This window comes from Bacillus sp. AR8-1 (assembly GCF_008042345.1).
Taxonomy (GTDB): domain Bacteria; phylum Bacillota; class Bacilli; order Bacillales; family Bacillaceae_G; genus Bacillus_A; species Bacillus_A cereus.
The window spans coordinates 131,775-158,359 of the sequence record NZ_QNUB01000005.1 but is presented as its reverse complement, the minus strand read 5'-3'; the positions used below and the strand labels follow the sequence as shown (position 1 = coordinate 158,359).

Here is a 26,585-nt window from a genome sequence, read left to right as displayed (position 1 = left end):
TTTGTTCCTTATGAATAGCGTAGCATCAATAAGGAACAAATATTAATAGTGTGTATCATACAATTTGTTTAATAACGATTGTAATACTTTAATTTCTTCCTCGCTCAAATTACTCGTAACGAAATGGTGAGCGTCTTTCACTATAGGCAAGATTGTTTTCTTTAACTCGTCACCTTTTTCAGTTAAAAAAAGGTTATGTGAACGCCTATCTTGGTCATTCAAAGCCTTCTTTACAATCCCTTTTCTCTCCATTGACTGTATCATTCTAACAACAGTAGTTTGATCTTTATCAATAGCTTCCGCCAACTCTTTTTGAGTAGTGCTCCTTTGGCTACAAAGAACACTAATAATCCCCCACTGCTCTGGCGTAACTCCATAAGGCTTTAATTTCTTCGTAAAATAGTTGGTCATTTTCACATCAGTACGATGAACAAGATAGCCTATTAAATCATGTAAGTTCATATATCACCTCTATAAATTAAGATATAAAAGGATATAGCATACCAGTCAATCATTCACAATGAATGTATTTGTTTCACCATATATATGCTATGGCATATATATTAAAGTAGATTATTTTAATTGTCAAATGATTTACCTATTATTTTTCGAAAACAAAAACGTCCCCTTAGATTATAGAAGGAATGACTAATTTGACGTATTTCTCTGGCGATTTCTCCCCTGTCGTTTTATGATATGCTAATAACATTTGATAAAATATGGTATATACGGACAGTCAAAAACTTTTAAAGATACCTCGTCCAGTTTTTGCTGTTGCAAGATAAACAGCATATAATCCGTTAACCACCCACATTAGTAACGAAAACATAAAGAAAAGGCATTCCAAATATGAAACACCTTCTTTCGTTTTATAAAACCATCCAACACGCTGAACTTTTCAATTTAATATAATCACTCGTTTAACTAAAGAAATTGATTACGTGCATAACGCTCTTCTCACTTTTCTTGCAAAATTTAGTGGATCATCAACGTCTTCGATATTAACGTAAATCAAATTTGGATCATCACATAACCACTCATTGTGTATAGACGAAACGATTATTCCTTGTTTAATAATTGTCGCCACAAATTCAGTGACTTCTTTTTGTAAGAGTGCTACTCGGCCTAGGCATAATGCCCGTCCAGTTTTATTGTCTCGTGATTCGAATGAAAAGGAAGTTGTTACTCTAAAACGTTTTCCTAAGATTGTTGCTCGTATTTCATCCCTGTTTATTGTTGCCACGCATTTCCCACCGGCGAATCCTTCTTGCCCGCCGATAATTCTTGCAAACTGTTGACAAATTAATTCATCATTAAACGCCATACCTTTAATCATCCCCCCTTTTACTGTTAAGTTATGAATGAATACATAGGTCTGAAACGGTAATGAATCTAATCTATTAAAAAAATGATGGCAATCTACCGAGAGCTATTAGCTCAATTATTCTTGATTATTTAAATTAACTCAGCTATATATGTTAAGACATTTTTAAAGAGCATAAAAAAAGACACCCTAAGGTGCCATCCTCCGACTTGAGAATCGTATCTATGTATGGAGAAATTTAGAAAAGACAAATACAAAAGAGAAGCTTCTAACTATAATTTATAGAGCTCTTATGCCATGAATTACTTACATATTTCCTTATTTACCGGAAGAAGAATCCCTGTTACATTATTTTCTCATTAGTCTCGTTAAAGCCATCCCAAGAAATCCAATGCCCATTCCTATTAGCCATCCAGTTTGGGCATTACCTAACATAGATCCCACTCCTCCACCAAGAAACATACAGCCAACGAATACTAATCCTCCAATTCCCCAATTCGGCCGTTCCATAATTCAATCACATCCTTTCAATAAAACATATGCGATTAGCTCCCTCAACTTTCTTCCATAGGATAGTTCATTATTTTACTTAGGTTTAGCACTTCAGGGCATTCAAAAGATGCGAAGCTTGAGTCATTTATATAGATTGTAGAAGTATGGAGATTTTCCACATTTTAAAATAGTAAAGTATAAACATGAAAAAACTCCTAACAAATTTTGTTCGGAGTTTTTTCAAATACGCGATATTTATTTAATCTTCATTATTGATTTCTATTGTACCTGTTCTAGCACTAACTTTTAAAATATTTAACAGATTATCAGGTGTCTTGATTTCCACTTCATATTCAAATTTTGATTGTGCTAAGTTGTCATCTTCTAATTCAAATTCTTTTTTCACATTAATAATTTCTCCATTTGTATGAGCTAAAGAAATTTCACGAACTTGTTTCTCTGTGTAGTTTTCATTCTTTTTTGCATAATTGTAACCCATACCATAATATCCACCAACAATAGCAATACCACTTACTAAAATAGTAATTACACTTATAATTATTTTCTTTTTATGTTTTAACATTTTCATCCACTCCTTAATGATTAATCCTCTATTCCAAATCTTGCTTCAAGTGCATTTTCTGCTTGCTCTAATTGATCTTCCAGTATATCGTGTTCTTTTTCTTGCGTTTGATATTGCTCAACAGTTATCGTTCCAGCGTGATAATCTGCTTCTAGCTGATTATCAGATAGATCTATCTTGTCATCCAATTGGTCAATTTCTTTTTTTGCTGCTAAGTACGTATTTAAGTTATCTTCTTTTGCTCCAACTGGTTTCGTGTTATTTGCCTTTTCTACAATAGATGAGACTTCGTTTTTGAAATCTTGTATTTGTTTCTTATCATTTGTAGCAGCTTGTGTTTTGTTTGGTTCTTGTTGTAGTTGAGCAACTTCTTTTTGTAATTTATCATTTTCCACTTTCAGTTGTTGTACTTCTGTATTGTTATCAGCTTGAGTAGAACAAGCTGTTAAGAATAAACAGGACATTGCTCCAATCAGCATCCATTTTCCCATTCTGTTTTCCTCCCTTTACAGGTGCACCTTATCCTTGCCTTTATATTACTGAACAAACATTAAAGGAAGATTAATGTACAAAAAAATAAAGTGAAGGCTTTTACAGGCAGTTAATCCCTACCTACCTCGCATTCACCGAATTTTGAGGGAGTAGTCGTACTGCCCGTTAATGCGGGATAAAATGATATAATTAACTAGTTTCTAATCTTTCTTTAATGTTTTGAAATTATAGTGATACATATCAATAAGAAGAAAAGGAGAATGTTAATGCGAGTTCTTATCGTCGAAGATGAACAAGACTTACAAAATATATTGGTGAAACGATTAAATGCAGAACATTATAGTGTCGATGCATGTGGGAATGGAGAAGATGCCTTGGATTATATAAACATGGCTACCTACGATTTGATTGTGCTTGACATTATGATTCCAGGAATAAATGGTTTACAAGTATTACAAAGATTACGCGCGGACAATAATGCAACTCCTGTCTTGCTTCTTACAGCTAAAGATACAATTGATGATCGTGTAACAGGACTCGACTTAGGTGCAGATGATTATTTAGTAAAGCCGTTTGCTTTTGATGAACTGTTAGCAAGAATTCGAGTGTTAATGCGAAGAAAAACAGGAAATACATCTAATGTATTTGAAATCGCTGATCTAGTGGTAGATTGCAATATGCATAAAGTAACACGGGGAGACCAAGCTATCACTCTTTCCAGTAAAGAATTTGCTATTTTAGAATATATGATTCGTAATAAAGAAGTTGTGCTGACACGAGATAAAATTGAGCAACATGTGTGGAATTACGACTATGAAGGCGGATCGAATATTATTGATGTTTACGTCCGCTATCTTCGCAAAAAAATTGATAGCCAGTTTGAAACGAAGTTAATTCATACAGTACGAGGAACTGGTTACGTATTGCGAGTAGAATCATGAAAAGACTATCAATAAAAATGAGAGTAACTCTGTGGTATACGGGGCTAATTGTAATTATTATGGCACTCGTGTTAGCTTTTATTTTAACTTCTTCAGATAAAGTTTTGCTTTTTAATATGAAAGATCAATTGAAGAACACAGTAAAAGAAAGCATGGAAGATATCGAATATAAGCATGGACAATTAAAGATGGACGATGATTTTGAAGCCTTAGAATATGGAGTAAATATTAGTATTTATAGTAAACAAGGTGAGCTGCTAGCAGGAAATAGTCCAACAAGCTTTAATAAACAGATATCGCTTAAATCTGATGAAATACAAACTATTAAAGACGGTAATAAAGAATGGATAGTATATGATTTTCTCCATAATACAGGCGGCGATGAGCAAGTCTGGGTTCGTGGAATAATGACTATGAACCAATTATCCTCAACGATGAATACGCTTATTGTGGTAACAATCATCTCATTCCCATTACTTATTCTCATTGCGGCAGTCGGGGGATATTTTATTACGCAAAGAGCGTTTCGACCTGTGCAACAAATGAGTGATTCAGCCAGTAAAATTGGTGATGGTAAAGACCTTTCGAAGAGAATTAATTTACAAGGTTCACCGAAAGACGAAATGTATCATTTAGCACAAACCTTTGACAAAATGTTTGAGCGATTGGAGACATCATTCGAAAGTGAAAAACAATTTACATCTGACGCATCTCATGAATTAAGAACACCAACATCTGTTATTATTTCGCAATGCGAATACGCTTTATCGCAGAGAAATAATCCGAAAGAAATGGAAGAATCGTTAGAAGTAATTTTAAAACAATCACGTAAAATGTCCGCTTTAATCTCACAACTCTTATTATTAGCACGAGCTGACCAAGGAAACCATAATACTTTCCAATTTGAATGTATCAATATGAGTGAATTAACGGAAATCGTTGTAGAAGAGCTTTCATTAATGGTTCAAGAAGCTTCGATTGATATAACAACTAATATAGAGGAAGACCTATTTATTAAAGCAGATCAAACATTGATGATGCGTTTATTAATGAATTTACTAACGAATGCGATTGCTTATAGTAAAGCGAGCGGAACTGTGCATATGCAACTATTCCGTGATGAAACCAACATAATAGGTAAAGTCTCCGATAATGGCATCGGCATCAGCGAGCAACATATTACAAAAATATGGGACCGCTTCTATCGAGTTGACGCAGCACGAACATCTTCAAACATCGGAAACACAGGTTTAGGATTGTCGATGGTAAAATGGATTGTCGAACTACATGGAGGAGAAATTACGGTTGAAAGTAAATTAGGAGAAGGCAGTACTTTTACATTTAAACTACCAATTGAAAAAAGAGCATAATTTATACGTGTCTGTCGCTTCAGAATAAAGATTGATTCAAAGGCTCTCTACAATCCTTATGTAAAAATAACTGACGCATTTTAAACATCATCGATTTTATCATTTTGGACAACCTATTCTGTTAAATTAATATACATGCGAAAAAACTATCAAAATAAAACCCCAGAAATCCAAGGGTCTCTGGGGCTTCATTATATATTTAGCTCTTTTTGCTTTTTGTTTTGTTTATGTCTATACAGTAACTTTCGACTTATTAGAGAAATCACTAATAAGGTCAGAATTAATAAGATAAGTTGCATAAATGATAAATCAAAATATTTAGCACCTGTAACGATTAAAAGTGTAGAAATCGTGCCTTTTACAACGAAAAAAATAATAACCCATAACCCGCCTTTTTTCCAGTTCATTTTATATTACCCTTTCCTACGTTTAAATTCTTAAAATATTTAATAATAGTTCGTAAATATGACAACTTAATAGAAATCTATTATATTAACAAAAAATTCATGTCTAATTAAATGCGACGATTCTATATTAAGTGAAAATGATATTCATTGTCAATTTTATTGATTATTTGAATACTTATTCTTAATCTCTTTCTACTTTGTTTCTTATAAGCAATACACTCTTGTATTCAAACAAAAACACCTCCATTGCATTTGCACACTTAGTATGCGAATGCAAGAGGTGTTTTTTCATATACCATCAGATAAGATTTCCTGCTTTGTTTATTTCTTGATACGTAGCTATTTTCTAGTACACGATAACTGGATCATACGTGTTCAAACTATCATATACAGTTTTTGCAACATTAGGAAGAAGGTTCACACACCCACCTGATCCACCTGTTAAATAAGCATTATTTGCCCAGTCTTTTCGCCAGCCGGCATCGTGGAATCCTTGACCGCTATTTGTGAATGGAACCCAGTAATCTACTTTAACCGCATAATCAGCTTTCCCTACTGCGCTACCTCTTAGCGTGTATGGTGTTCGTTTGTATAGGACGTACCAAACACCTGGTGATGTATCTTCACCCGTGCTATGTTTACCCGTTACTACATTTGTTGTAACGACTAATTTTCCATCTTTATAAATCCAAATTTGTTGCTCTGCAATTGAAACTTCCGCATACGTGTCTCCGATGCCATTATTCGCTGTTGTTTTATAACCGATACCTTCCTTCTCCCAACCATTTCCGTGAATATTAGAAGCAGAAAGCGACTTTTCGCCTTTCTCAAAGGCTTGTTGAACTTGTTTAGTTTCTTTTTCAACATCTAGTGCCCAGCCGTATCCTTGCCCTTTTACTGATATGACTGAACCGGAATGCGTTTTAAATGAGAAATCTTTATTTAATGTTGATTTGGCATTATTAATTTCAGTAATTTTCTTCTTAATGTCACTCGCATCAATTGTAACTTTCATATCCTTTGACATAGAGGCATTTTGAATTAAATCTTTCGCTTTTAAAGGATAAACTTCATCCTGCACTTTATACTCAACAGACTGCCCAAGAAGATTCTGTAGTGCTTTCTCCTCTTTTTTGACAATCGGATCGTCTTCTTTAATAGGTTTTATGTATGCAGACTTCAGATGAATTTCGCTTTTATATTTTTGCTTATCGTAATCTTTCAGTAGACTAGTAACATCATACTGTTTTCCTTCAACACTTTTCGAGATAACAATTTTCCCTTGTTCTAGCTTCGCCATAGCATCTTGAGGCGCTTTTAATTTTTCATTCATAGAGATGAGCGTTTCTTCTACAAGTTTCTTCATCGTTTCACTACGATACTGATCTGCCTTCTCTGGTAGCAATGAATAATTTTCTCCCTTTGAGGAAGGGAAAAATGTCCACTGACTTTTTAATAGTTTCTTAACTTGAGGCAAATCTTTTTCCGTAAGTTCCGTTTTTGTATCTTTTTCATCTAAAATTTGTTGTTGATCAACATAGACTTTGTTTGCTAGTCCAGATGTCTTTAATTTCTGTATTGCCTGATCAGCGCTCAGATCACCAACTTTTGTGTCATTAATTGTAACATTCGAATTGAAGTGAGTTGCCTGATAATAACTCATTCCCCCAATAAGAAGTGCAATTACACCAATACCCGCTGCGATAAACTTCCAATTTGTATAACGTTTTTTTGATCTTACTCGTTTTTGATCAATTTCTTCAACTGATTCATTTGTTGTATTGTTGTTCATCAATCTTTCCCCCGTATGCATTAACGTCAAACGATTTTCAACTAAAATCATAGACTAGTGTACCTTATTTTTCCTAAAATTTCATTATTTCCGACCACATTTTATCGCAATTTAATGATTTAATTTAGATTTTTTAATAGTACGATGCATTGAACAGCCCTTTACAAGTCATAAAGTGAAACTTAAATTAACCGTCACACCAAGAGATTTAGCTTAATATTCTAGGGGAAAATTTTTCTCTTTACGTAAAATACGAATTATATTATCCATTTTTATGAACATCAACCCCTAATTTTGTCAAAAAAATAAACGATAGTCCTTCTACATTTTTGATAAAAGGACTATCGTTTTTTCAGTTAGAGTATTTGTATAATCGTTTAACTTTTTATTTCCTGAAGGTCAAACTTGATGAAGATGATGAAATTTCATCTCATAGCCTTTAAATGAAAACATTATGTTTTTTATGGCAACCAAGTTTATTTTTATAAATTAAACCCTTAGCTTGATGCCTACCATATATCCAGCAGCCTAAGATTAAGTAAGAGTCCATTCAACTAGATTTTTTCTAATATTTTTAAGTGCATCTTATTTCGCCTCGTCATATTTCACTAATTGAATTTAAAACACATCCGTATGCTATTTAGTAAAATTTACGATTCGAGACGTAATTATTGCAGTAACCAAGATAATAATAGCGGTTATCAAGCCAGATTCTCCAATCCAAATCTCAGTTTGATATCCTGTACTTGCACGTGCGAAAGGTCCTTGAATAATGGCATTCCAAGTAGTATGGATGATAACCGAAGGCCAAACGCTACCTGTGATAAGTCGTAAATAAGCTGTAATATAACTGAAGGGCACAATACAAAAATAGATGCCAAGTACTGAAAGTAGGACAGATGATCCCTCTACATATAGACCAGCAATAACAATTGGAACATGCCACGTTGCCCAAATTAATCCACTAATAAGGATAGGCCGTGAAAACTCTGCATTGACTAGCCTTGTAAGCATATAACCTCGCCAACCCATTTCTTCTCCTAAAACTGGGATTAAGTTAAGCAAACTTCCTAAAACGCCGCTCAATACTACTAGATAAATAAAACTGAATGGTTCCGGTACATACTGAAGTCCAAGTATATTGTAGATCGGTTCTAACATACCACCTTCGGGATGCTGAAACCCCGCAATTTCGCTCAACCAGGCGATAGAATAAGTAATTCCACAAATAATCATAGGTATTAGCAGAGCAAACCCAATCCCCTTCCATATCTTTAAGTTACCGAGACTAAAAGATACATCTTTAAACCCTTCTTTCAGTATTATGCGAGTCAAAATAGAAGAAAATGCTGGGGTAAACATATATACCACAATAAGCGGCATACTTTTCGTAATTATTACTACTACATTTAGGATAATAGAAGTAATGATTAAGATACTCAAAAAGAGTTGAAGTCCTATTTTAGCACGTTGGATTTTATCTTTATTGTGGAACGATTTTGCGTGTAATATCATTTTAATCCGCCCTTCCCCTTTCATTCACTTGTTTATCGAATTTACTTCTTGTCATTTCCACAGACACAACTTAGAATAAAAATGTTTTTGTATACAGATTCATTCAACTTTAAAATCCCTCCCCAATTTATAGTCTAGTCTTACTTACGACTCATCAATGTAATTATTATTTATAAGTTGTCATAACCGATAGTACAAAAGTGTAATGATTAGTCTATGACCTGTGTCAATTAACCTTATGACAATATGTAACTAGAAAATATGATATGGAATAGATAACAATTGAATTAAGACAATTGATTCATGCAAGTACAATGAATCAATCTTGCTTTACAAATAATTCAATTGAGGTGGAAAAAATGAATAAGAAAAGCATAATTGCAATGGTTAGTACAGCTTTATTAGTCACAGGATGCGCGGAAGTAGGAAAGGCTCAAACAGTAGCAGTCGAAAATTCAGGTCAATCAATACAAAAAAATATAGTTAAATCCATACAATCACAGGCTTACCCATTAAAAACGATAGAGCCGTCAAAATCATTTGAGGATTTAAAACCACTTAAGAAAATGATTGGGAGCGCACAATATGTAGGATTAGGAGAGAATACTCATGGAAGCTCTGAAATTTTCACTATGAAGTTTCGCCTTGTGAAATATTTGGTTACTGAGATGGGTTTTACAAATTTCACAATGGAAGAAGATTGGGGAAACGGCTTAAAACTAAATGAATATATCCAAACAGGAAAAGGAAACCCTAGGGAATTTTTAAACTTGTTATATCCTACTGATGAAATTATAGCCATGATTGAGTGGATGAAAGATTATAATGCTGATCCATCCAATAAAAAAAAGATCCAATTTATTGGGCTCGACTTAAAGGAGTTGGACCAAGGTTGCTTTAATAAAGTGATTGATTATGTAAGACTACATCGACCAGATTTGCTGGCAGAAGTAGAAGGAAATTATAAAGAATTGTCGGCTTTTAATGGAAGTACAAAGGAATATATGGACCTTGCTCCTGAAATAAAAGAAAAGTTCAAAGCAAACGCTGAGAGAGTAGCCCAATTACTAAAAGATGAGAATGGGCAAGCCAACACAGAAATAGCTTCACCCGAGTACATCTGGGCGCAAGCAACGGCAAGTGCAATAGAGAAATTTACCACAATGCTAATTCCTAACGACTATCCAAGTATGTTAAAGCTACATGAGCAATACTTGGCCGATCATGCAATGTGGGCACAAGAAACATTTGGTGGTAAAACGATGGTATGGGCACACAATATTCATATAGCTAAAGGAATTATCGATGAGAAATTATACCCTTATGTTGCGGGGCAATTTTTGAAGGAACGTTTAGACAATAATTATGTCACAATTGGTAGTACAACTACGGAGGGGAATTTTACCTTATACAGCGAATATGATCCTTCCACTGGAGGTAAGATTACAACCGACACTATTCCACAAGATGTAAAAAGTTTCAATTATACTCTCGGAAAAGTACCATATAACATGTTTTTATTGGATAACCGTCACCTTAAAGGACAAGCAGAAAAATGGGTTAAAGCAAAAAGACCATTACTAAGTATAGGGGGACAAATCTTCCCGAACGAATCGGCATACTTTGATACGTCATTGCTTGAGCAATTTGATATTATGTTTCATATTCGAAAAACAAGTCCATCTCATATTAAATAAAAGTATAAAACAATCCCGTTCTTGCATCTGCAAGAACGGGATTGTTTTATGGTGATTGATATAAGCATCTTTTTTAACCAGCAGTTTGATATTATGTTTCATATTCGAAAAACAAGTCCATCTCATATTAAATAAAAGTATAAAACAATCCCGTTCTTCAAGAACGGGATTGTTTTATGGTGATTGATATAAGCATCTTTTTTAACCAGAAGTAGGTTACTCTCCCCCTTTTTATCATCATTTAGAAATGTCATATGACACTTTTACACTAGTGAGAATGACAAAAAAAGCAGTACAATTCGGTTATTACATAGATAGGAGCGAGAACTTTATGAAATCAAGATTCATCCAGAATGGTTATTTTTTATTGCTAACTTTCGTTACAGGATTTTTTTATTTTTGTTTTTATCTAATAGCTCTGCTATTCAGTTTCACCCTTTCATTTACTGTAATTGGGATTCCACTAGTTATACGTGTACTACAGACTACTACACCTTTTATCCAATTCGAGCGTATACAGACGAAAATTTATACAGATATTTCAACAGACCCTTATGATAGAAGTATAACAATAGATACATCGAACTGGGCTCAGGTGAAATTAGTGCTTACTGATCGTCGCACTTGGTGTGCTGTCTATTGGTTAATGCAGAAATTAGTAATTGGCATTTTCAGTCTCATTAGTGCAATCATTTTTTATGTAATGCCACTTATGTTGCTGTTGGCACCACTACTGTATCGCCACATTGAAATGAATATTATATTCATACAGATAGATACGTTTGCCAAGTCACTCTTTGTAATGTTTATGGGTATAGTATGTATCGCCATAAGTATTAGAATAGTAGATGGTTTGACAAAGAAATTTGGGGGCTATACACGTATCATGATTCGGCAACTAAATCGATAGAAGTTTGCAATCTGTGAGTAGTATCGCAGTTTTAAATTTAAAAGTATAATAGGCATGAAGAATTAAATTATAATATATGAAGTAAAAAGGTAGGCTACTTAGGGGGTAAATGACTTGTTAGATATGGTTAAGTATTGGTTTTGGTACGATTGGATTATGTTAGGAGTCCGTATACTTGTTAGTGTCTCTATCGCCATAACCACATTCGATTTTCAGGATAGTTTAACATTGCCACTTTGGATTGTTATTTTTTGGGAGGTTGTTGCCTTCTCGATTCCATGGGTAGCCTTACTGTTCAATTACAAATATTACTTGTTCACAGAAATACTGCTATATGGTGGACTGTGTATATATTTAACCTCTTTATTTCCGGAAGCTAACGTTACATTTCTGATATCCGCTTTTCTAATTGCTGCGAATAGTAAGCATTTGTCCTATTATTGGACAGCTCCAACAACAGTTTTTATAACAACTGGAATTCTCTATGCGGTTGCGCCAAGTAATAGCTATTGGATTTTAGTTACCTACTATGGACTTGCTTATGTAATGGGCTTCGCTTTCCATTTATTAATCGTCAATCATAAGCAAAATGAAGCGATTCGTAAACAAAACGCGGTACTTGAGCAATATATGTCTCAGATTGAACGCATTACACTGGCGGAAGAACGAAACAGACTGTCGAGTGAGCTTCATGATACAGTTGGTCACGCTTATACTTCTATTATTATGGGGATGGAAACGTTGCGTACCGAAATTGCTACTGAAATGGGTATACAGAGGCTAGATTCTCTGCTTGAAATGGGACGTAAAAGCATCGAGGATGTGAGAGGTTACTTACATCAAATGGAGTCTCCGTGTCAATCGCCTTCCTTGATTCAATCTCTACAAAATCTTGGAGTCGAATTTCAGGAGCACGCTCAGGTAAATGTAAGTTTTAGGACATTCGGAGAGGAATATCCACTGTCTCGGCAAGCGAAGATCGCATTCATTCGTTGTTTACAAGAGTCCCTTACGAATGCAGTACGTCATGGTCAGGGAACTGAAATTATAGTTTCATTGCAGTTTGAACAACAATATACGAGATTAGAAGTTCAAGATAATGGAAAAGGAAATGTAGAATGGCAGGAAGGCTTCGGTCTGAATGCGATGAAAGAACGAGCAATGAATTTACAAGGGCAATTGTCTGTATATACAAAGCCAGAGGAAGGAATGCTTGTTACATGTACCATACCGCGACAAACTGAAATAAAAGATGGACTTATTCGTTTGTTAATTGTAGACGATCAACCATTTGTTCGGGAAAGTTTGAGGACACTACTCGATAGATATGAAGATTTAAATGTAGTCGGTTTAGCTGAGGATGGCAATCAAGCCATCGATTTGTGTGGACGTCTTCAACCCCATGTTATACTTATGGATTTAGATATGCAGCACATGGATGGAGTTGAAGCAACCAAAAAGATTAAGCAACAATGGCCACATATCCGCGTATTGATTTTCACAACTTTTCAGGATACCGAACAGGCGTTGGAATCGCTTCGCAACGGTGCGGATGGCTTTTTACTCAAATCCATTGAAACATTGGAGCTAGCTAACACGATCCGACTTATTCACAAAGGTGGGACACTGATTGATCAAGGAATGTCTCACAAAATATTTGAGAAATTTGATGAGCAAAAAGAGACACCACAATCAAAAGCAACCGCTTATGAGCTAACAGCTAGGGAGATAGAAATATTGCAACTAGTAGCAAAGGGACTTCGATACACTACCATAGCATCAAGGTTATATTTATCAAATGGTACGGTCAGAAATTATGCTTCCACAGCTTATACAAAGCTAGGAGTCCGCAACAAAGAAGAAGCTGTGCAAAAGGCTCTAGAAATTGGAATTATTGAATAAGAAAAATGTTTTTTTGTTTCTCTACAGCAAGGCAAAATGTAGTTACAAGGTACAGTAAAAGATAAAGTGAAACTTTAATCAGTGGGGTTTGTTCATCCCCCACTGATTATCAGCCCTCACCAATCGTGCTGCCCGTTAATGCGGGATAAACAACATCATTACATTAATCTTTTTTAGGGAGTACAATCCCTTTATATAATTGAACTGTAATCAAGTAATAAATCGAGTAAATTACTACAAAAATAACAAGTGGTAACCAAATACGAAAGTACGGATCGATTAAAAGCGATCCAAACATGTTCATACCAACTAATATGTGAGTAATCCCCACAATTGCTGGGAATAAGAATATGAAGAATAACTCTTTATAGATTGATTTTGTTAATAATTCTCGGCGAACACCAATTTTACGAAGCATTTGATAACGTGCTACATCTTTTGATGCTCCCGACAGAACTTTAAACATTAAGCAACTTGCCATCATTGCTAAAAATGCAACTCCAACGAAAAAGCCCATAAACATTAGTCCGCTGGAAAAATCATGACTCGTAATATATTTTTGATACTTACTATCCAATTCTTCCGCTTTCACATTTTTATATTTTGCTATCTGTAATTCATCAAGTTTTTTCCATTCTTTTATGTATGATCCAAAATCATCTGTTTTCCCTATAAACACAGTACTTTCTTTACCCTTCAACCTATCGTATATGTTTTGTTCTACAATTTTGATTTCATAATCAGGATACATATAATTTGGCTGGATTGTTCTGAAAGCCTGAATCCATTGTTTTGTGTCGATCTCTCCTTTAACCCATTTTATTGAAAATGCACCAATTGGTATTTCCTCTGAAACTTTCTCTATTTTCATACCTTGCAAGAAAGGGCGATTTTTTTCTACATCTTCTTTAAGATAATAAACATACCTATCATCAACTTTGTAATGGTATTCGAATTTTTCTTGAAATAAGATATCACCCAAAATTGTCTTTTCTTCCGCAGTTGGATTATGAATGACTGAATCGTAAATTCGCATTTGATCTGTCATGTTTATAATGTTGTTTTTAAATGCCATACCACAAGCAATTCCACCAGCACCAAGAGCCACTAAAATTGCTACTGTTGCAAGCACATTTGTTAGACTATTAATGCGGAAATTTAATTGTGCAAAAGTAAAAGCATTGAGGCCTTTTTCACTACGTTTTTTATTACTCTTTAGCTTGTTAATCATAACTGGGAGAAGGGATCCAAATATAAGGTAAGTACCCACGGTTGCTGAGATTAATCCAACGGCCATTAATCCCAAAGCAATTAGCGGATTTGCATATGACATATAGATCAGTGATGCATAACCAATACCTAATAAAAAAATACCAAGGAATGCAATTACAACTGTCATTTTTCCTTTTATGGCAACACGTTCTGTTTGTGCATCTGCATGTACAAGTTGCAGTACAGAAATACGCGATAATTTAATACTATTCATAATTGCAGATAATACAAATAGTGCAAAGAAGAAGACGCAAGTAATAGCTATTGATGGCAGATAAAATGCTTTATAACCTTCACCAGCAAACTCGAGTTGTTTCATTAATAACTGACCGATCCCTTCTGCAAGTCCTACACCAATTGTAATTCCAATCAAAAGAGACGCAGCGCCTAATACGATTGTTTCGATAAACATAAGTAATGTAACTTTATGCTTTTTTGCTCCTAACATCATATACATACCAAATTCTTTTTGACGAAGAGCTGATAAGAAAGAGTTTGCATATAAAATATAGAAAAATGTGATAATCGCTAACAAAACGGAACCAATTTTAAAGACAGCCACAATATCCCTAATAGAAGAGTTAGATTCAAGGAACGTTTTATTGGATGCTAGCGTTTGAAACATATAAAAAGTTGAAATAGAGACAATAAGACCAACAAGTAAAACAATGTAATCTTGCAACTTACTTTTTAGGCCTGACATAGAAAGCTTAAATAACATGATTGAACTTCCTTCCTTACGCTTTTTGTGTGCCTAAGTTTGCAAGCACGTCTAAAATTTCTTTATAAAATTCTTCACGGGTACCACCGCGATGAATTTCTTTATATAACTCACCATCTTGAATGAATAAAATACGCTGACAGTAACTTGCGCTGTAAGGATCATGCGTAACCATCATAATGGATACACCTTGCTCTTTATTTAAGCTTGTCATAGCATTAAGTAAACTCGTTGCATTTTTAGAATCTAGAGCTCCAGTCGGCTCGTCTCCCAAAATAATTGCTGGTTCATGAACTAACGCACGTGCTGCTGCGGAACGTTGCTTTTGTCCACCAGATACTTCAGAAGGATATTTTTGAAGTATAGCTGTAATGCCTAACATATCAGCTACTTTTTCTACTTTCTTTCCAATATTACGAGATGAAACACCTTGAAGTGAAAGTGGGAGTGCGATATTTTCATAGATAGATAAATTTTCTAATAAGTTAAAGTCTTGGAAAATGAACCCTAACTTTTGTGAACGAAAATCAGAAAGTTCACCTTGCTTCATTTTCGTAATATCCGTTCCTGCAATTTCAACAACGCCGCCTGTCGCTTTATCTAACGTTGAAATTACATTTAATAATGTTGTTTTACCAGAACCAGAAGGTCCCATAATACCAACAAATTCTCCCTCTTGAATTGAGAATGATACACCTTTTAATGCATGTGATTGATTCTCACCTTTTTTACCGTACAATTTTTGAATGTTTTTTACATCTACAACTGGTTTTATCATTTATATCCTCCTACTTTTTTATTTCATTACAATAAGCTACTATGTTTGTTTACTACTAACAAAATAGACACGTTGCATTCACCCTAAAGCTACAATGAAATCTTTCCTTTTATCTTCTTTGCTCACCCCATCACTTTGAATACATCCATGATAAACTATGAAAATTAGAAAACACCCCGTAAAATCCTTAAGAATTCTTAAGTTTTAAAAAAAAAGCTTATGGAACCTGTAATTCCATAAGCCAGTCTATTTGATTGGATGTTCAACAATAAAAGACATCCAGCCATCTTTATATTCTGCATGTATATTACCATCATGAAGTTCAACAATTCTTTTTGAGATAGCAAGTCCCAGTCCATTTCCTTGATCATTTTTTCTTGCCTTATCACCCCTGAAAAACCTTTCAAACAATTTATTTGGATCGCTAACAGGCGGTCTCTCGACTTTATTTGATACTTTTAAAATTGCTTTGTTATCCATTAATTCAAGACATACGAATAATTCGGATGGTTTCATGCTGTACTTTATCGCATTCATAAAGAGGTTTTCATATACACGTACCATTTTTTCTACATCTATGAAGATAGGTATTGTTTCTTCCGCGATAGATCTTTGAACGATTAAACTTTCCTTTTCAAATATAGGTATGTATTCTCCAACTATTTGTTCCAACAAACCTGATAAATCAACTTCATTAAGGTTTAACTTAGCATCTATACCTGATAAACGAGTATACTCAAACAGCTCATCAATTAAACATTTCAGTCTCTGTGACTTTGAATACGTGGTTTCAAGGTATTCCTGTAATTGTATGTTACTGTTGTATTGCCCTCTTTTTAATAAATCTATATAGCCAATAATAGATGTTAAAGGTGTGCGTAAATCATGAGATACATTGGTGATAAGTTCATTTTTTGTACGTTCTAATTGTCTTTCTTCTTCAAATGTATTCTCCAATTCCTTGGACATATAGTTGATATTTTGAGCAAGTTGGGTCAATTCGTCCTTCCCCTTAATCCCAATTGTTAAACCCAGTTTTCCATTTGCAATATCATTCACATTTTCCGAAATGAGCTTCAAATATACTATTTTCTTTCGAACCAATAGCAAAAAGATTACTATAAAGTTTAAGATTGCGAACGTAAATAAGAACAACATTGCGAGTCTCACTTCAAACATGCCAAAATCTTCGTGTTTTATAAAAAATGGATCTATGACGTATTGCACAATGAGGATTGTTAAACCAAATGAAATAAAAAAACTAATTGCAACAGCACCAAGAAGTTTTATAATAATCTTATTTCTGAAACTAACATTCTTCATATTTTATACCCAATTCCCCAAACAGTTTTAATATAAATGGGATGTTTAGAATCTTCTTCAATTTTGTCTCTTATTTTTGTAATATGCACCATGACGGTATTATCTGATTTATAAAAAACCTCTTTCCAAACTGCTTCATATATTTTTGCTACACTCAGGACAATCCCTTTGTTGCGGGCGAGTAGTTCGAGAATAGCAAACTCTTTTGGAGTTAACCTTGTTTCTTTTCCCCTTATCCATACTTGACGAGTATCTGTATTCACGGTTAAGTCACCAATTTCTAGAATACTTTTATTATGTTCTATGGACGTATTGTATTTTTTAAACCTTCTTAATTGGGATTTTACCCTAGCAATTAATTCTAGTGGGTTAAACGGTTTTGATAAATAATCGTCTGCACCAGAGGCTAGGCCCTGAATTTTGTCTATATCCTCAGATTTTGCAGATAGCATAATGATAGGCATATTGCGATCTTCCCTAATTTTCATACATGCTTCAATGCCATCCATATTCGGCATCATAATATCTAAAATAATCAAATCAAAGTCCTTTTCTTCTAACAGTTGTAAAGCTTGTATAGCATCTTCTGCCTTTTGAGTTTTTAGGCCTTCATTTTCCAGATATACCGAGATAAGATTTCTAATCTCTTTATCATCATCAACAATAAGAATTTTTGACTCCATTTTATTCCTCCACATTAAATGCAATAAGTATTCAATAAAGCATATATTTGTTGTTACTTAGTTAATAAACTTAATAGAGATGGTTTCTATCTTCTTTCTTTACTTAAGACGATCTTTTGTAAAATACACAAAAAGACCGTCACAGTATTGTGACGGAAAAACAGGAAAATTTCAATAACTAATACTATTATTATTTATTTTTAGCTTTTAAGACACCCAGCGCTATTTTGGTTGCTTCTGCAATAAGCTTATCATCGTATTTAGCATCCTCTTTATCATGATTAGAAAGTATCGCAAGAACAATTGGCTTTTTATTTGGTGGCCAAATAATTGCGATATCATTTCTGGTTCCATAAGATCCCGAGCCCGTCTTATCAGCTACTTCCCATCCTCCTGGAACTCCAGCACGAATTAAGTTGTCTCCCGTAGTATTCCTTTTCATCCAATCTATTAATAAATCCCGTTTCTCAGTTGAAAGTACATCTCCTAGCGCAAAAGCCTGAAGACTAGTAGCTAATGCCTTTGGGGTACTAGTATCATGTACGTCTCCTGGATGCACTTCGTTTAACTCTGGTTCAAAACGTTCAGGATTTGTAACGGTATCTCCTATTTCTCTCAGTGATTTTTTGAATTCACTAGGTCCACCTAATTGTTTAAGAATAAGATTTTGGGCAGTATTATCACTATATCGAAGAGAAGCATCTGCAAGCTCTTTCAGAGTCATTCCCCTATCAACATACTTTTCTGTAATTGGATTGTAATTAACAAGATCTTCACGAGTATACAAAACTCTTTGATTTAGATCTTCTATTGATTTCTTTTGTAAAAGTACTCCCACAGCTAAAGCTTTGTGGGTAGATGCGTATGCAAACCGTTTATCTGATTGATACGTAACGGTTTGATTCGTATCAGTGTCCAATGCATAAATACCGAGTTTAGCATCAAATTCTTTTTCAAGTTTAGCAAAAGAATCATTACCAGTAGTTTCTTGTTTGGTTTGATTTGTTTGTTTCGTTTGTTTAGGTAATTCAGACTGAGTATTGCCATCGGAACAGCCTATAAGCGTTGCACATGAAAGAAATACTACAGGTACCATCTTTTTGTAATGTAAAATGTTAAAAAACTTGTTTAAGACTATCATATATTTTCAACCTCTTTCAAGAATATATAGTTTTTCTAGGTGTTATACATATCGATACAATTAAAGAGTGTATCGGATATCACTCTTCTTGCATCTCACTTTTCATAAAATGATTGAACTATCATGAACACCTGTTTTATACGTATACTTAATAGACAACCTAAGTAACAAGTTTGTTCCATTTTTATCAGTAGTCGTATCTAGAAACCTAAAAAAGTCCATTTAGAAGATTTAAATGGACTTTTTCACTCATATAATACTATCTATAGTTAAACAAATAAGATTAAATACATTTAAATTTTCTTGTTTTATCTAATAAACTGTTTAGGCATTTCTTTAACGTGCTTATCATCATCACGCCAATCATAGGTTTCTTTCTGCGAAACATCTAAAGTTTGATCTCCAATTCTAACAATATTCTTATTTACCCATTCAATATATGGATCGGTATCTGGATAATTCCAATATATATTTTTCTCTGAATCTGTATCAAGGTTAACTAATTCACCCCTAACAGCATCCGCACTTAATGATCCTGCATTATGAAAATAAGTCTTGATGAGATATTTTCCATCTGGAGATTTCACTGTTCGAATTAATTCCCCTTTTGGAACACCTTGCAAACTAAAAAGTTTCCAATATCCAAATCCAATTATAATTACTAACATAGTAAGTATAGTTAGTAATACTTTTCTTTTTGTTTTTTTTATTTCACCTTTTGTATTTATAATACTCATTCAACTCCATTCCACAGATCACATACCATATTATACCATTAAATAAATGGTATAATATATCAAAAATAAAAATCCTCCCGTAATAGTATTATAAAAAGAGCATGTGATGGTCTCCCTATTTATAAAGTGAAACTTTAATCACCCTCACCAATCTGGCTGCCCGTTAATGCGGGATAATCATGAAAATTCCCCTTTAAGAAAAATATAAAAAATCAGACAGTATACTTGAATTGCTCTTCGCAAGAGAATATACTAATAAAGCAGGCTATGACGTTCCTTCCTTCTAACTTCTTTGGCGAAATAGGGATGTTACTTTCCTGCTAAACACATAGGCTATGACAATTCTTCCTTCTTTGTAGAAATTTCAAATTGTTTTAGAGTTGTCAATTCCCTATGAAAAATAATTAGACTATAAAACCTCTTTCTTCTTTGGGATTGAATAAACTTTAGTTTATCAACCATTGATGTAGAGGTTTTCTTTTCTTAATTAACAAATTACCACTTAACAACTAAATGTTATACCCCTAATTTTTCACTAAAAAATAGCTATGTACCCTCTGTGCATTTTTCTACAATTATTGTGTTTATACATATAAAAATAAAAATCTACCACTGAAAGGAGGACAGTCAGACTATTCCCCTCTTTTATAAGGCGTGAATAGATGGCGTTCTCATGAAAAATTCTATTTATATAAGAAGAAGTTTGAAAGTAATTATAAAAAGAGAAGAAAATAAACTACCGAACATGTATTTAGCCACTGTTTTAAAAAACTTGGAAAGTTTAGGATTTACTTTTTCCGAGCCTTTAATAGAAGAGTTGCAAACACTTTCGGTTGATGCATTCACATCGTTTTACAAAGAGTTGGTAAAACATTTAAAAGAAATGGTTGGTGCACATATTCAGTTTACTCCTATGTATCCCAACTTTCCGCAACAAATGATGGATTTAAGTGACGCTGATTTATACATCAATGCCGTTATTCACTATGTGACGTTGTGCCTACCTGTATCAAAAGTAGAAGAACGACTTCCTCTTTTAGATAGCGTTGATTTGAAAGTTATTGACTTAGGAAGTGAAGAAGATTTCAATCAAATGATTTCTCAATTGATTAGTGCAAACAGCTCTATTTCCTCAACTGATAAGACAGATGTAGAATGGGCTATTACACACACTGAAGATGTTTCCTGTTTTCTACCTAATGTAATTCCTCATAAGGAAAATATGTCTTTTATACTTGGGGTTTTATTAATAAACAGAAAAATATCAGCCGATGCTGCTGCAAAGTATTTTAAAACAGCAACTGATGTTCTTCGCCTTGCAGTTGCTTTATCTGAAGGTGATGTGAGTTTAGTATCCTCCGTTCGATTCAAGAAGTTTAACCGAGCCGAAAGACGCTTCCTTTTAGGATTGTTAGAGCAATGCGGAAACATTACCGAAGATATGATTCGATACAAAAAGCGTTGGATTCGTTTAGGTGAAATTCTTCATCCAGCAGAATATCATACTCGTTTCCCAAAAACCCACCGAGCATTTGAGATGCTTCGCAACAACATTAAAGTTGAAACATTTAATGGAAAAATAGAAGCAGCTTTGTTGAATCGTGATATCATGACAGCGAAAAATCTTTTAAAAACTCGCCCGGGGGAATTTGCCAGACGCTTGGATCATTTAATCCGTTTATGTAGTGATAAGTCAACAGATGTTTTCAATATTCTCGAAGATTTTCTAAGTATAATAGGAAACGTTTCTACTCCTGTATTACTTCAACTCACGGCTCATTTTAAGCATCGAAATGATAAAAATGAATTTCGTACCTTTTTTCCAAAGGGAAATGTAGCAAAAGCTATAGGTATTGAAAATACACTTCCATTTATCTCAGAGGATATTTGTTTAATGATTGTAAAAATGTGTGAAGATACTTTAAAAAATCGCTTCGCAGAACTTCCAAGTCTCGGAAAAGTATTTTTGGATGAACAGTTAAAAAATCACTTAGTTCCCTTCTCTCAACGTTCAGCCAGCAAAGCGCTTCGCACATTATCTCGAGGAAGTAAAGTAGATTTGCCAGAAGGAGATACGATTCGTTTTTTCCTATGGTGGAAAGAAGGCTATGTGAATGGACAACATACAGGACGTGTTGACATTGATTTGTCTGCTGCAATGTACGACGAAGATTGGCAATACAAAGAACATGTATCCTTCACGAACTTACGTTCAAAAAATTTCAAAGCCTACCATAGCGGAGATATTACTTCTGCACCAAAGGGAGCATCTGAATTCATTGATTTCGATATTCCGTCTGTGCTGAAATATGGTGGACGCTATGTAGTTATGACTTTGCTTTCTTACACAGACCAACCATATAAAGATTTACCAGAATGCTTTACTGGTTGGATGGTTCGTCAATATCCTGGTTCAGGTGAAGTATTTGAACCTTCTACTGTTCAAGATAAAGTGGATATTACTGCCGACACCCAAATCTCTATTCCAGTTATTTTAGACTTAAAGGAACGAAAATTGATTTGGACAGATTTGTCTCTTACAAGAGATCTAACTTATGATAATACCATCGAGGCTAATCAAAAAGGTATGATACTAGTTGGAAAGGCTTTAACTAATTTAGTTAAACCGAATTTATATGACTTGTTCCGATTACATATTGAAGCTAGAGGTGAACTCGTTCAAGAAATCGAAGAAGCAGAAAGCATTTTTTCTTTGGATAAAGGGATTACTCCTTTCGATATCGAAAAAATAATATCTGATTTTATTGCTGACCCACAAGACTAACTACATTACAAACATTGATAATGTGTGGAAAATATCCATGTATAATGTCTATGTGAAACAGGACCTGATAGATGAATATCAGGTCCTGTTTTTTATTTAGTAGATACTAAATAGTCCGGTTAATCACTATTCATCTAAATACACTATACTAATAAAGTGAAATTTATTCGAAAGAAATTCATTAGTTAATACGTAACTAATTAAGAAACATTCATATACCAGCCCAAACATCTTTTCCATATCGCCCTTCATCTTGCACACGATCCAACCAATTTCTTGCTTCTTGTTCACTGACTTCATGAATTTCTTGATACGCTTGACAAAGGGTATCTTCTACATCCGGAGCCATTTTACTTCCATCACCACATATATAAAGATGAGCTCCATTATCTAATAACGAAATTAAATTGATTCTATCTTGTTTTATTAAATGCTGTACATATGTTTTTGGATGTCCCTCTAGACGAGAAAAAGCTGTGTGTAAAGAGATTAATCCATCTCTTTCATCATTTTCTAGTTCTGTACGATAGAGATAATCTTTTTCAGGATGACGACAACCAAAATATAGATGCGCTTGTCCTAAGTTAATACCTTTTTGCTTTTGAACACGACGCGCTTGCAAGAATCCACGGAATGGTGCAATTCCAGTACCTGGCCCAACCATAATAATTGGTGTTTCTGGATCTTTAGGCAATTCAAAGTTTGATTGTGGCGTTCGAATGAAACAGATAATCTCATCTTTACTATGACGCTGAGCTAAGTAATTAGAAGCGACGCCTTCATATGTCCCTTCTCCACTCCATGCAGGCGCATTAACAACACCGACCGTAATGCTCAGACGATTGTGTGCAACGAGTGGAGAGCTTGAAATAGAATAGTAACGCGGTTTGAGCGCAGGAAGAAGTTCTAAAAAGCGTTCAAATCGGATTTCACAAGCCTCATACTTTTCAAGAAGGTCCAACATTGAAATCCGTTTCTTTAGTATTTGTTCATGGTAAACTCCTTCTTCTAATAATGCTTCCAATTCTTTTTTATGAGGAGGACATGCTGTGAATGTTACCATTTCTCGTATTTGTGCTCGAGTGGCAGCTTCTTGAACTTCAACACTATAACTAAGAAGGTCCAATAAACTAACAGGACTGTCTAAAGGTATGTGATTTATACTTCGTCCACTTGCACTCAGTATAACTTGATCCTTCCCATTTAATCCAAAACGTTTTAAAATTCGGTTGATATTTTTCTCGCTATTAACTGGCAACACTCCAAGGTGGTCTCCTTCTTTATATGTAGCGCCTTCTGGCAAAGATACCTCGATATGTCGTGTACTTCTATCACTGCTGGGTGATTGGAGTTCACGATTTTCTAGTATAGATGCATAAACTGCTTCATATGTTCGTGCAAGAGGAGATCCTCCAAGACGACTAACAAATTGCAGACTCAAAGTACTGCGCTCTTTTTCCATATTTTTGTTGAGCTCCAATCCAAATGCCTTCATCGCATCAGACCACATGTTTTGTTTCCATTGCTCAAGCTGTTCCTCGAAATCACCACTTGCATCTGCTTCTCCGCGTTTAGAAAATCTTGTTGCTCCTTTTTGAGCCATCTGCTCATCAATGTATCTTGGAATCCGTTGATAGGTACTAGCCCAATTATGATCTCCACAACCAAAAACTGCGTATTGAACACCTTTTAGCTCATCCGGTTTTAGTTCCTCCAACCATTGCACAAACTGCCCTGCATTACTTGGTGGTTTTCCATTATAAGAAGAAGTCACAATAAGTACCGCTCCTTCTTTTGGCAAACTTCCAATTCGATCGTTAAGAGCTACCACTTCCGTTTGAACTCCTTCTAAACTAGCTGTATCTGCTAATTCTCTTGCAATCCCTTCTGCTACACCTGTATCCGAGCCGTACAGAACAAGAAGTGAAAGATTATCGGCCCCAATAATAGAAGGTGTCTTCTGAACTTGCTGCTTAATTTCATGGTTTTTCAACTTGTCCTCTGTAGGTGCAAGAACAGTAGGATGGCTAATAGTTTGATTTCGGGGTAGAATCCTAATCTTAAAATCACCGGGCTTTAGCGTTAATGTTTGTTTTACGTCCAGCTGATAGTCTTGATAATCGATTAATTCAAAATGTTGAAGAAGCATTCCCATTACAAGAGTGGCTTCATGAAGTGCAAACTGCATACCGATACATGCTCGTTGACCATTTCCAAATGGCTTATAAGCATGATGAGGAACCTTATCCAGCTCTTCAAATCGTTCAGGTTGGAATTCTTCCACATTGTCTCCCCATGCATCTTTATCCCTATGTAGCTGTGGAATAAGAACAGAAATACGATCTTCTCCTTTCTTAATTGGGTATTTCCCGCCAATCACTGTATCTTCTTTTGCATAGAGACTGAATGCTGGAGCGGTAGGCCATAGACGTAGCGATTCATTTAAAATCATCCGTATATACTTCAGTTTCATAACTTGTTGGTATGTTGGAGTAGGATCTGTCAAAACACGGTCTACTTCTTCATAGGCTTTTTTCAACTTATCCGGATTCTTTAATAAAAAGTAAATTGCAAAAGATAACAATCCACTTGTTGTCTCATGTCCAGCTATTAAAAAAGTGATAATTTGGAAACGAATGTTTTCATCATCTAGTTTTTCACCAGTTTCCGGATCTTGTACATTTAACATACGGGAAAGTAAATCATTTTCTTCCTGATTTCCACTACTTTTACGTTCAGCAATAATATTATCTACTAAAGAAAACATGGATTGAATATCATGCTGAAATTGACGTTTCGTTCTCCACATAAGTTTGTCTTCTATATCTAGCCGCTGCAATTGGTGCATCGCCTCATCTAGAGCACGGCTCATGCTAGTGATAAAAGGATGAGGGGTCTCACGATAAAAGCTATTAAATCGGTAATTAAAACCACATAGACCAATTGTATCTAACGTAAGGCGAGTCATATCCTCCGGAACATCTACGTTTTCATTCGGATTAAGCCGTGCCCATTTTTGAACGAGTTGTACAGCAAGATCGACCATCATGGCATGGTAATCTTTCATTGCCCGTTGGCTAAATGTAGGCATCAAAATATTATGAGCTTTTTTCCAGTTAGGCTCGTGAGTCTCGCTAGTAAATAATCCGTCCCCAGCAAAGGCACGAACTTTTGCTAAAGCACCCTCTATACTTTTATCGAACCGCGTTTCGTCACAGACTTCTGTTACCAGTTCATGTCCAGAAACGACAATTATGGTATCACTTAAAGTTTGAATTTGAAAAATGGGACCATACTCTTCCGCTATCTTGATAAAGGATAGGGTCGGTTTATCTTTATCGATTAATGGGAGATTACCCAGCGGTCCATATGTTTTCGGCTGAGGAATGGCAGATACTTTTTTTTCCATTAAAAACACCCTTTCAAAAAAGCATGAAATAAAATATCCCATTTAATAAAGAGGAAATAGCAACTAATCGCCTGGGATAAAGATATGTAATTGATTACCTTATTTTATCTTTTCCCTAATTATTCATGATTATGATATTGAGTATAAGCTTGGCAATTAGATTTATAACTTGTAGAAAAATACTAAATTAAAATGAAGCGAATAAATATAATTGGAGCCTTTTAATGTTGGTGTTAAAAGATAATCTAAACTTGTAATGTTTATGAGAAATTGCAAACGGATCTCATCTCTTGTATTTGTTTATAAAAAAG

General features: G+C 34.6%; 21 protein-coding genes. 6 read left to right on the top strand and 15 right to left on the bottom strand.

What is annotated here, in order from left to right:
* Window positions 1–42 precede the first annotated feature (42 nt).
* From DN400_RS02130 to DN400_RS02115, 5 genes are all read right to left on the bottom strand, one after another.
* The gene (locus DN400_RS02130; RefSeq protein WP_065229064.1) at window positions 43–462 is read right to left on the bottom strand and encodes a MarR family winged helix-turn-helix transcriptional regulator; all 420 of its coding nucleotides are present in this window, start codon (window positions 460–462) and stop codon (window positions 43–45) included.
* Between the two features lie 475 nt (window positions 463–937).
* Window positions 938–1,336, bottom strand: a complete 399-nt coding sequence (locus DN400_RS02125; protein ID WP_000589730.1) for a DUF1259 domain-containing protein — start codon at window positions 1,334–1,336, stop codon at window positions 938–940.
* A gap of 336 nt (window positions 1,337–1,672) precedes the next feature.
* On the bottom strand, window positions 1,673–1,834 hold the full coding sequence (locus DN400_RS29310; RefSeq protein WP_000441010.1) for a hypothetical protein: 162 nt from the start codon (window positions 1,832–1,834) through the stop codon (window positions 1,673–1,675).
* A gap of 241 nt (window positions 1,835–2,075) precedes the next feature.
* On the bottom strand, window positions 2,076–2,399 hold the full coding sequence (locus tag DN400_RS02120; protein ID WP_065229065.1) for a PepSY domain-containing protein: 324 nt from the start codon (window positions 2,397–2,399) through the stop codon (window positions 2,076–2,078).
* A gap of 20 nt (window positions 2,400–2,419) precedes the next feature.
* Window positions 2,420–2,890, bottom strand: coding sequence for a hypothetical protein (locus DN400_RS02115; protein WP_098284651.1), 471 nt, complete (start codon window positions 2,888–2,890; stop codon window positions 2,420–2,422).
* A gap of 267 nt (window positions 2,891–3,157) precedes the next feature.
* Here DN400_RS02115 and DN400_RS02110 point away from each other — a divergent pair, with 267 nt between their 5' ends.
* Window positions 3,158–3,832: a response regulator transcription factor gene (locus DN400_RS02110; RefSeq protein WP_001264534.1), complete on the top strand. Its 675-nt coding sequence runs from the start codon at window positions 3,158–3,160 to the stop codon at window positions 3,830–3,832.
* Window positions 3,829–5,202: a sensor histidine kinase gene (locus tag DN400_RS02105; RefSeq protein WP_147801516.1), complete on the top strand. Its 1,374-nt coding sequence runs from the start codon at window positions 3,829–3,831 to the stop codon at window positions 5,200–5,202. The genes DN400_RS02110 and DN400_RS02105 overlap by 4 nt, the downstream gene beginning before the upstream one ends.
* Before the next feature lie 191 nt (window positions 5,203–5,393).
* On the opposite strand, the gene DN400_RS02100 is transcribed toward DN400_RS02105, so the two are convergent.
* The 3 genes from DN400_RS02100 to DN400_RS02090 all read right to left on the bottom strand — a co-directional run bounded on the left by DN400_RS02100 (window position 5,394) and on the right by DN400_RS02090 (window position 8,916).
* A complete protein-coding gene (locus tag DN400_RS02100; RefSeq protein WP_001104104.1) occupies window positions 5,394–5,609 on the bottom strand; it encodes a hypothetical protein in 216 nt (71 codons plus the stop codon).
* Between the two features lie 346 nt (window positions 5,610–5,955).
* A complete protein-coding gene (locus tag DN400_RS02095) occupies window positions 5,956–7,401 on the bottom strand; it encodes a L,D-transpeptidase family protein (RefSeq protein ID WP_142951781.1) in 1,446 nt (481 codons plus the stop codon).
* A 636-nt stretch (window positions 7,402–8,037) separates the two neighbouring features.
* Window positions 8,038–8,916, bottom strand: a complete 879-nt coding sequence (locus tag DN400_RS02090) for a CPBP family intramembrane glutamic endopeptidase (RefSeq protein ID WP_097914599.1) — start codon at window positions 8,914–8,916, stop codon at window positions 8,038–8,040.
* 359 nt (window positions 8,917–9,275) lie between these two features.
* Between DN400_RS02090 and DN400_RS02085 the strand changes: the two genes are divergently transcribed.
* From DN400_RS02085 to DN400_RS02075, 3 genes are all read left to right on the top strand, one after another.
* A complete protein-coding gene (locus DN400_RS02085; RefSeq protein ID WP_016512591.1) occupies window positions 9,276–10,613 on the top strand; it encodes an erythromycin esterase family protein in 1,338 nt (445 codons plus the stop codon).
* A gap of 331 nt (window positions 10,614–10,944) precedes the next feature.
* Window positions 10,945–11,523 carry a sensor domain-containing protein gene (locus DN400_RS02080; RefSeq protein WP_065229070.1) on the top strand — a complete coding sequence of 193 codons (579 nt, stop codon included), beginning with the start codon at window positions 10,945–10,947 and terminating at the stop codon, window positions 11,521–11,523.
* 114 nt (window positions 11,524–11,637) lie between these two features.
* The gene (locus tag DN400_RS02075) at window positions 11,638–13,425 is read left to right on the top strand and encodes a helix-turn-helix transcriptional regulator (protein WP_000886414.1); all 1,788 of its coding nucleotides are present in this window, start codon (window positions 11,638–11,640) and stop codon (window positions 13,423–13,425) included.
* A gap of 163 nt (window positions 13,426–13,588) precedes the next feature.
* Here the strand turns inward: DN400_RS02075 and DN400_RS02070 are convergent, their stop codons facing one another.
* The 6 genes from DN400_RS02070 to DN400_RS02045 form a co-directional block, all read right to left on the bottom strand.
* Window positions 13,589–15,418, bottom strand: a complete 1,830-nt coding sequence (locus tag DN400_RS02070; protein ID WP_097997772.1) for an FtsX-like permease family protein — start codon at window positions 15,416–15,418, stop codon at window positions 13,589–13,591.
* A gap of 16 nt (window positions 15,419–15,434) precedes the next feature.
* Window positions 15,435–16,196 (bottom strand): ABC transporter ATP-binding protein, encoded by a 762-nt coding sequence (locus tag DN400_RS02065; protein ID WP_000595167.1) that lies wholly within the window; start codon window positions 16,194–16,196, stop codon window positions 15,435–15,437.
* Window positions 16,197–16,442: 246 nt separating this feature from the next.
* Window positions 16,443–17,519, bottom strand: a complete 1,077-nt coding sequence (locus tag DN400_RS02060) for a sensor histidine kinase (RefSeq protein WP_097997773.1) — start codon at window positions 17,517–17,519, stop codon at window positions 16,443–16,445.
* On the bottom strand, window positions 17,516–18,202 hold the full coding sequence (locus tag DN400_RS02055; protein ID WP_065229073.1) for a response regulator transcription factor: 687 nt from the start codon (window positions 18,200–18,202) through the stop codon (window positions 17,516–17,518). The genes DN400_RS02060 and DN400_RS02055 overlap by 4 nt, the downstream gene beginning before the upstream one ends.
* Before the next feature lie 190 nt (window positions 18,203–18,392).
* On the bottom strand, window positions 18,393–19,343 hold the full coding sequence (bla, locus tag DN400_RS02050) for a class A beta-lactamase (protein ID WP_016512586.1): 951 nt from the start codon (window positions 19,341–19,343) through the stop codon (window positions 18,393–18,395).
* 308 nt (window positions 19,344–19,651) lie between these two features.
* Complete coding sequence (locus DN400_RS02045; RefSeq protein ID WP_000022542.1) at window positions 19,652–20,080, bottom strand: DUF5412 domain-containing protein; 429 nt, start codon at window positions 20,078–20,080, stop codon at window positions 19,652–19,654.
* A gap of 673 nt (window positions 20,081–20,753) precedes the next feature.
* Here DN400_RS02045 and DN400_RS02040 point away from each other — a divergent pair.
* Window positions 20,754–22,865, top strand: coding sequence for a TerD family protein (locus tag DN400_RS02040; RefSeq protein WP_147801515.1), 2,112 nt, complete (start codon window positions 20,754–20,756; stop codon window positions 22,863–22,865).
* A gap of 211 nt (window positions 22,866–23,076) precedes the next feature.
* On the opposite strand, the gene cypD is transcribed toward DN400_RS02040, so the two are convergent.
* Window positions 23,077–26,274: a bifunctional P-450/NADPH--P450 reductase gene (gene cypD / locus DN400_RS02035; protein ID WP_147801514.1), complete on the bottom strand. Its 3,198-nt coding sequence runs from the start codon at window positions 26,272–26,274 to the stop codon at window positions 23,077–23,079.
* Window positions 26,275–26,585: the final 311 nt, after the last annotated feature.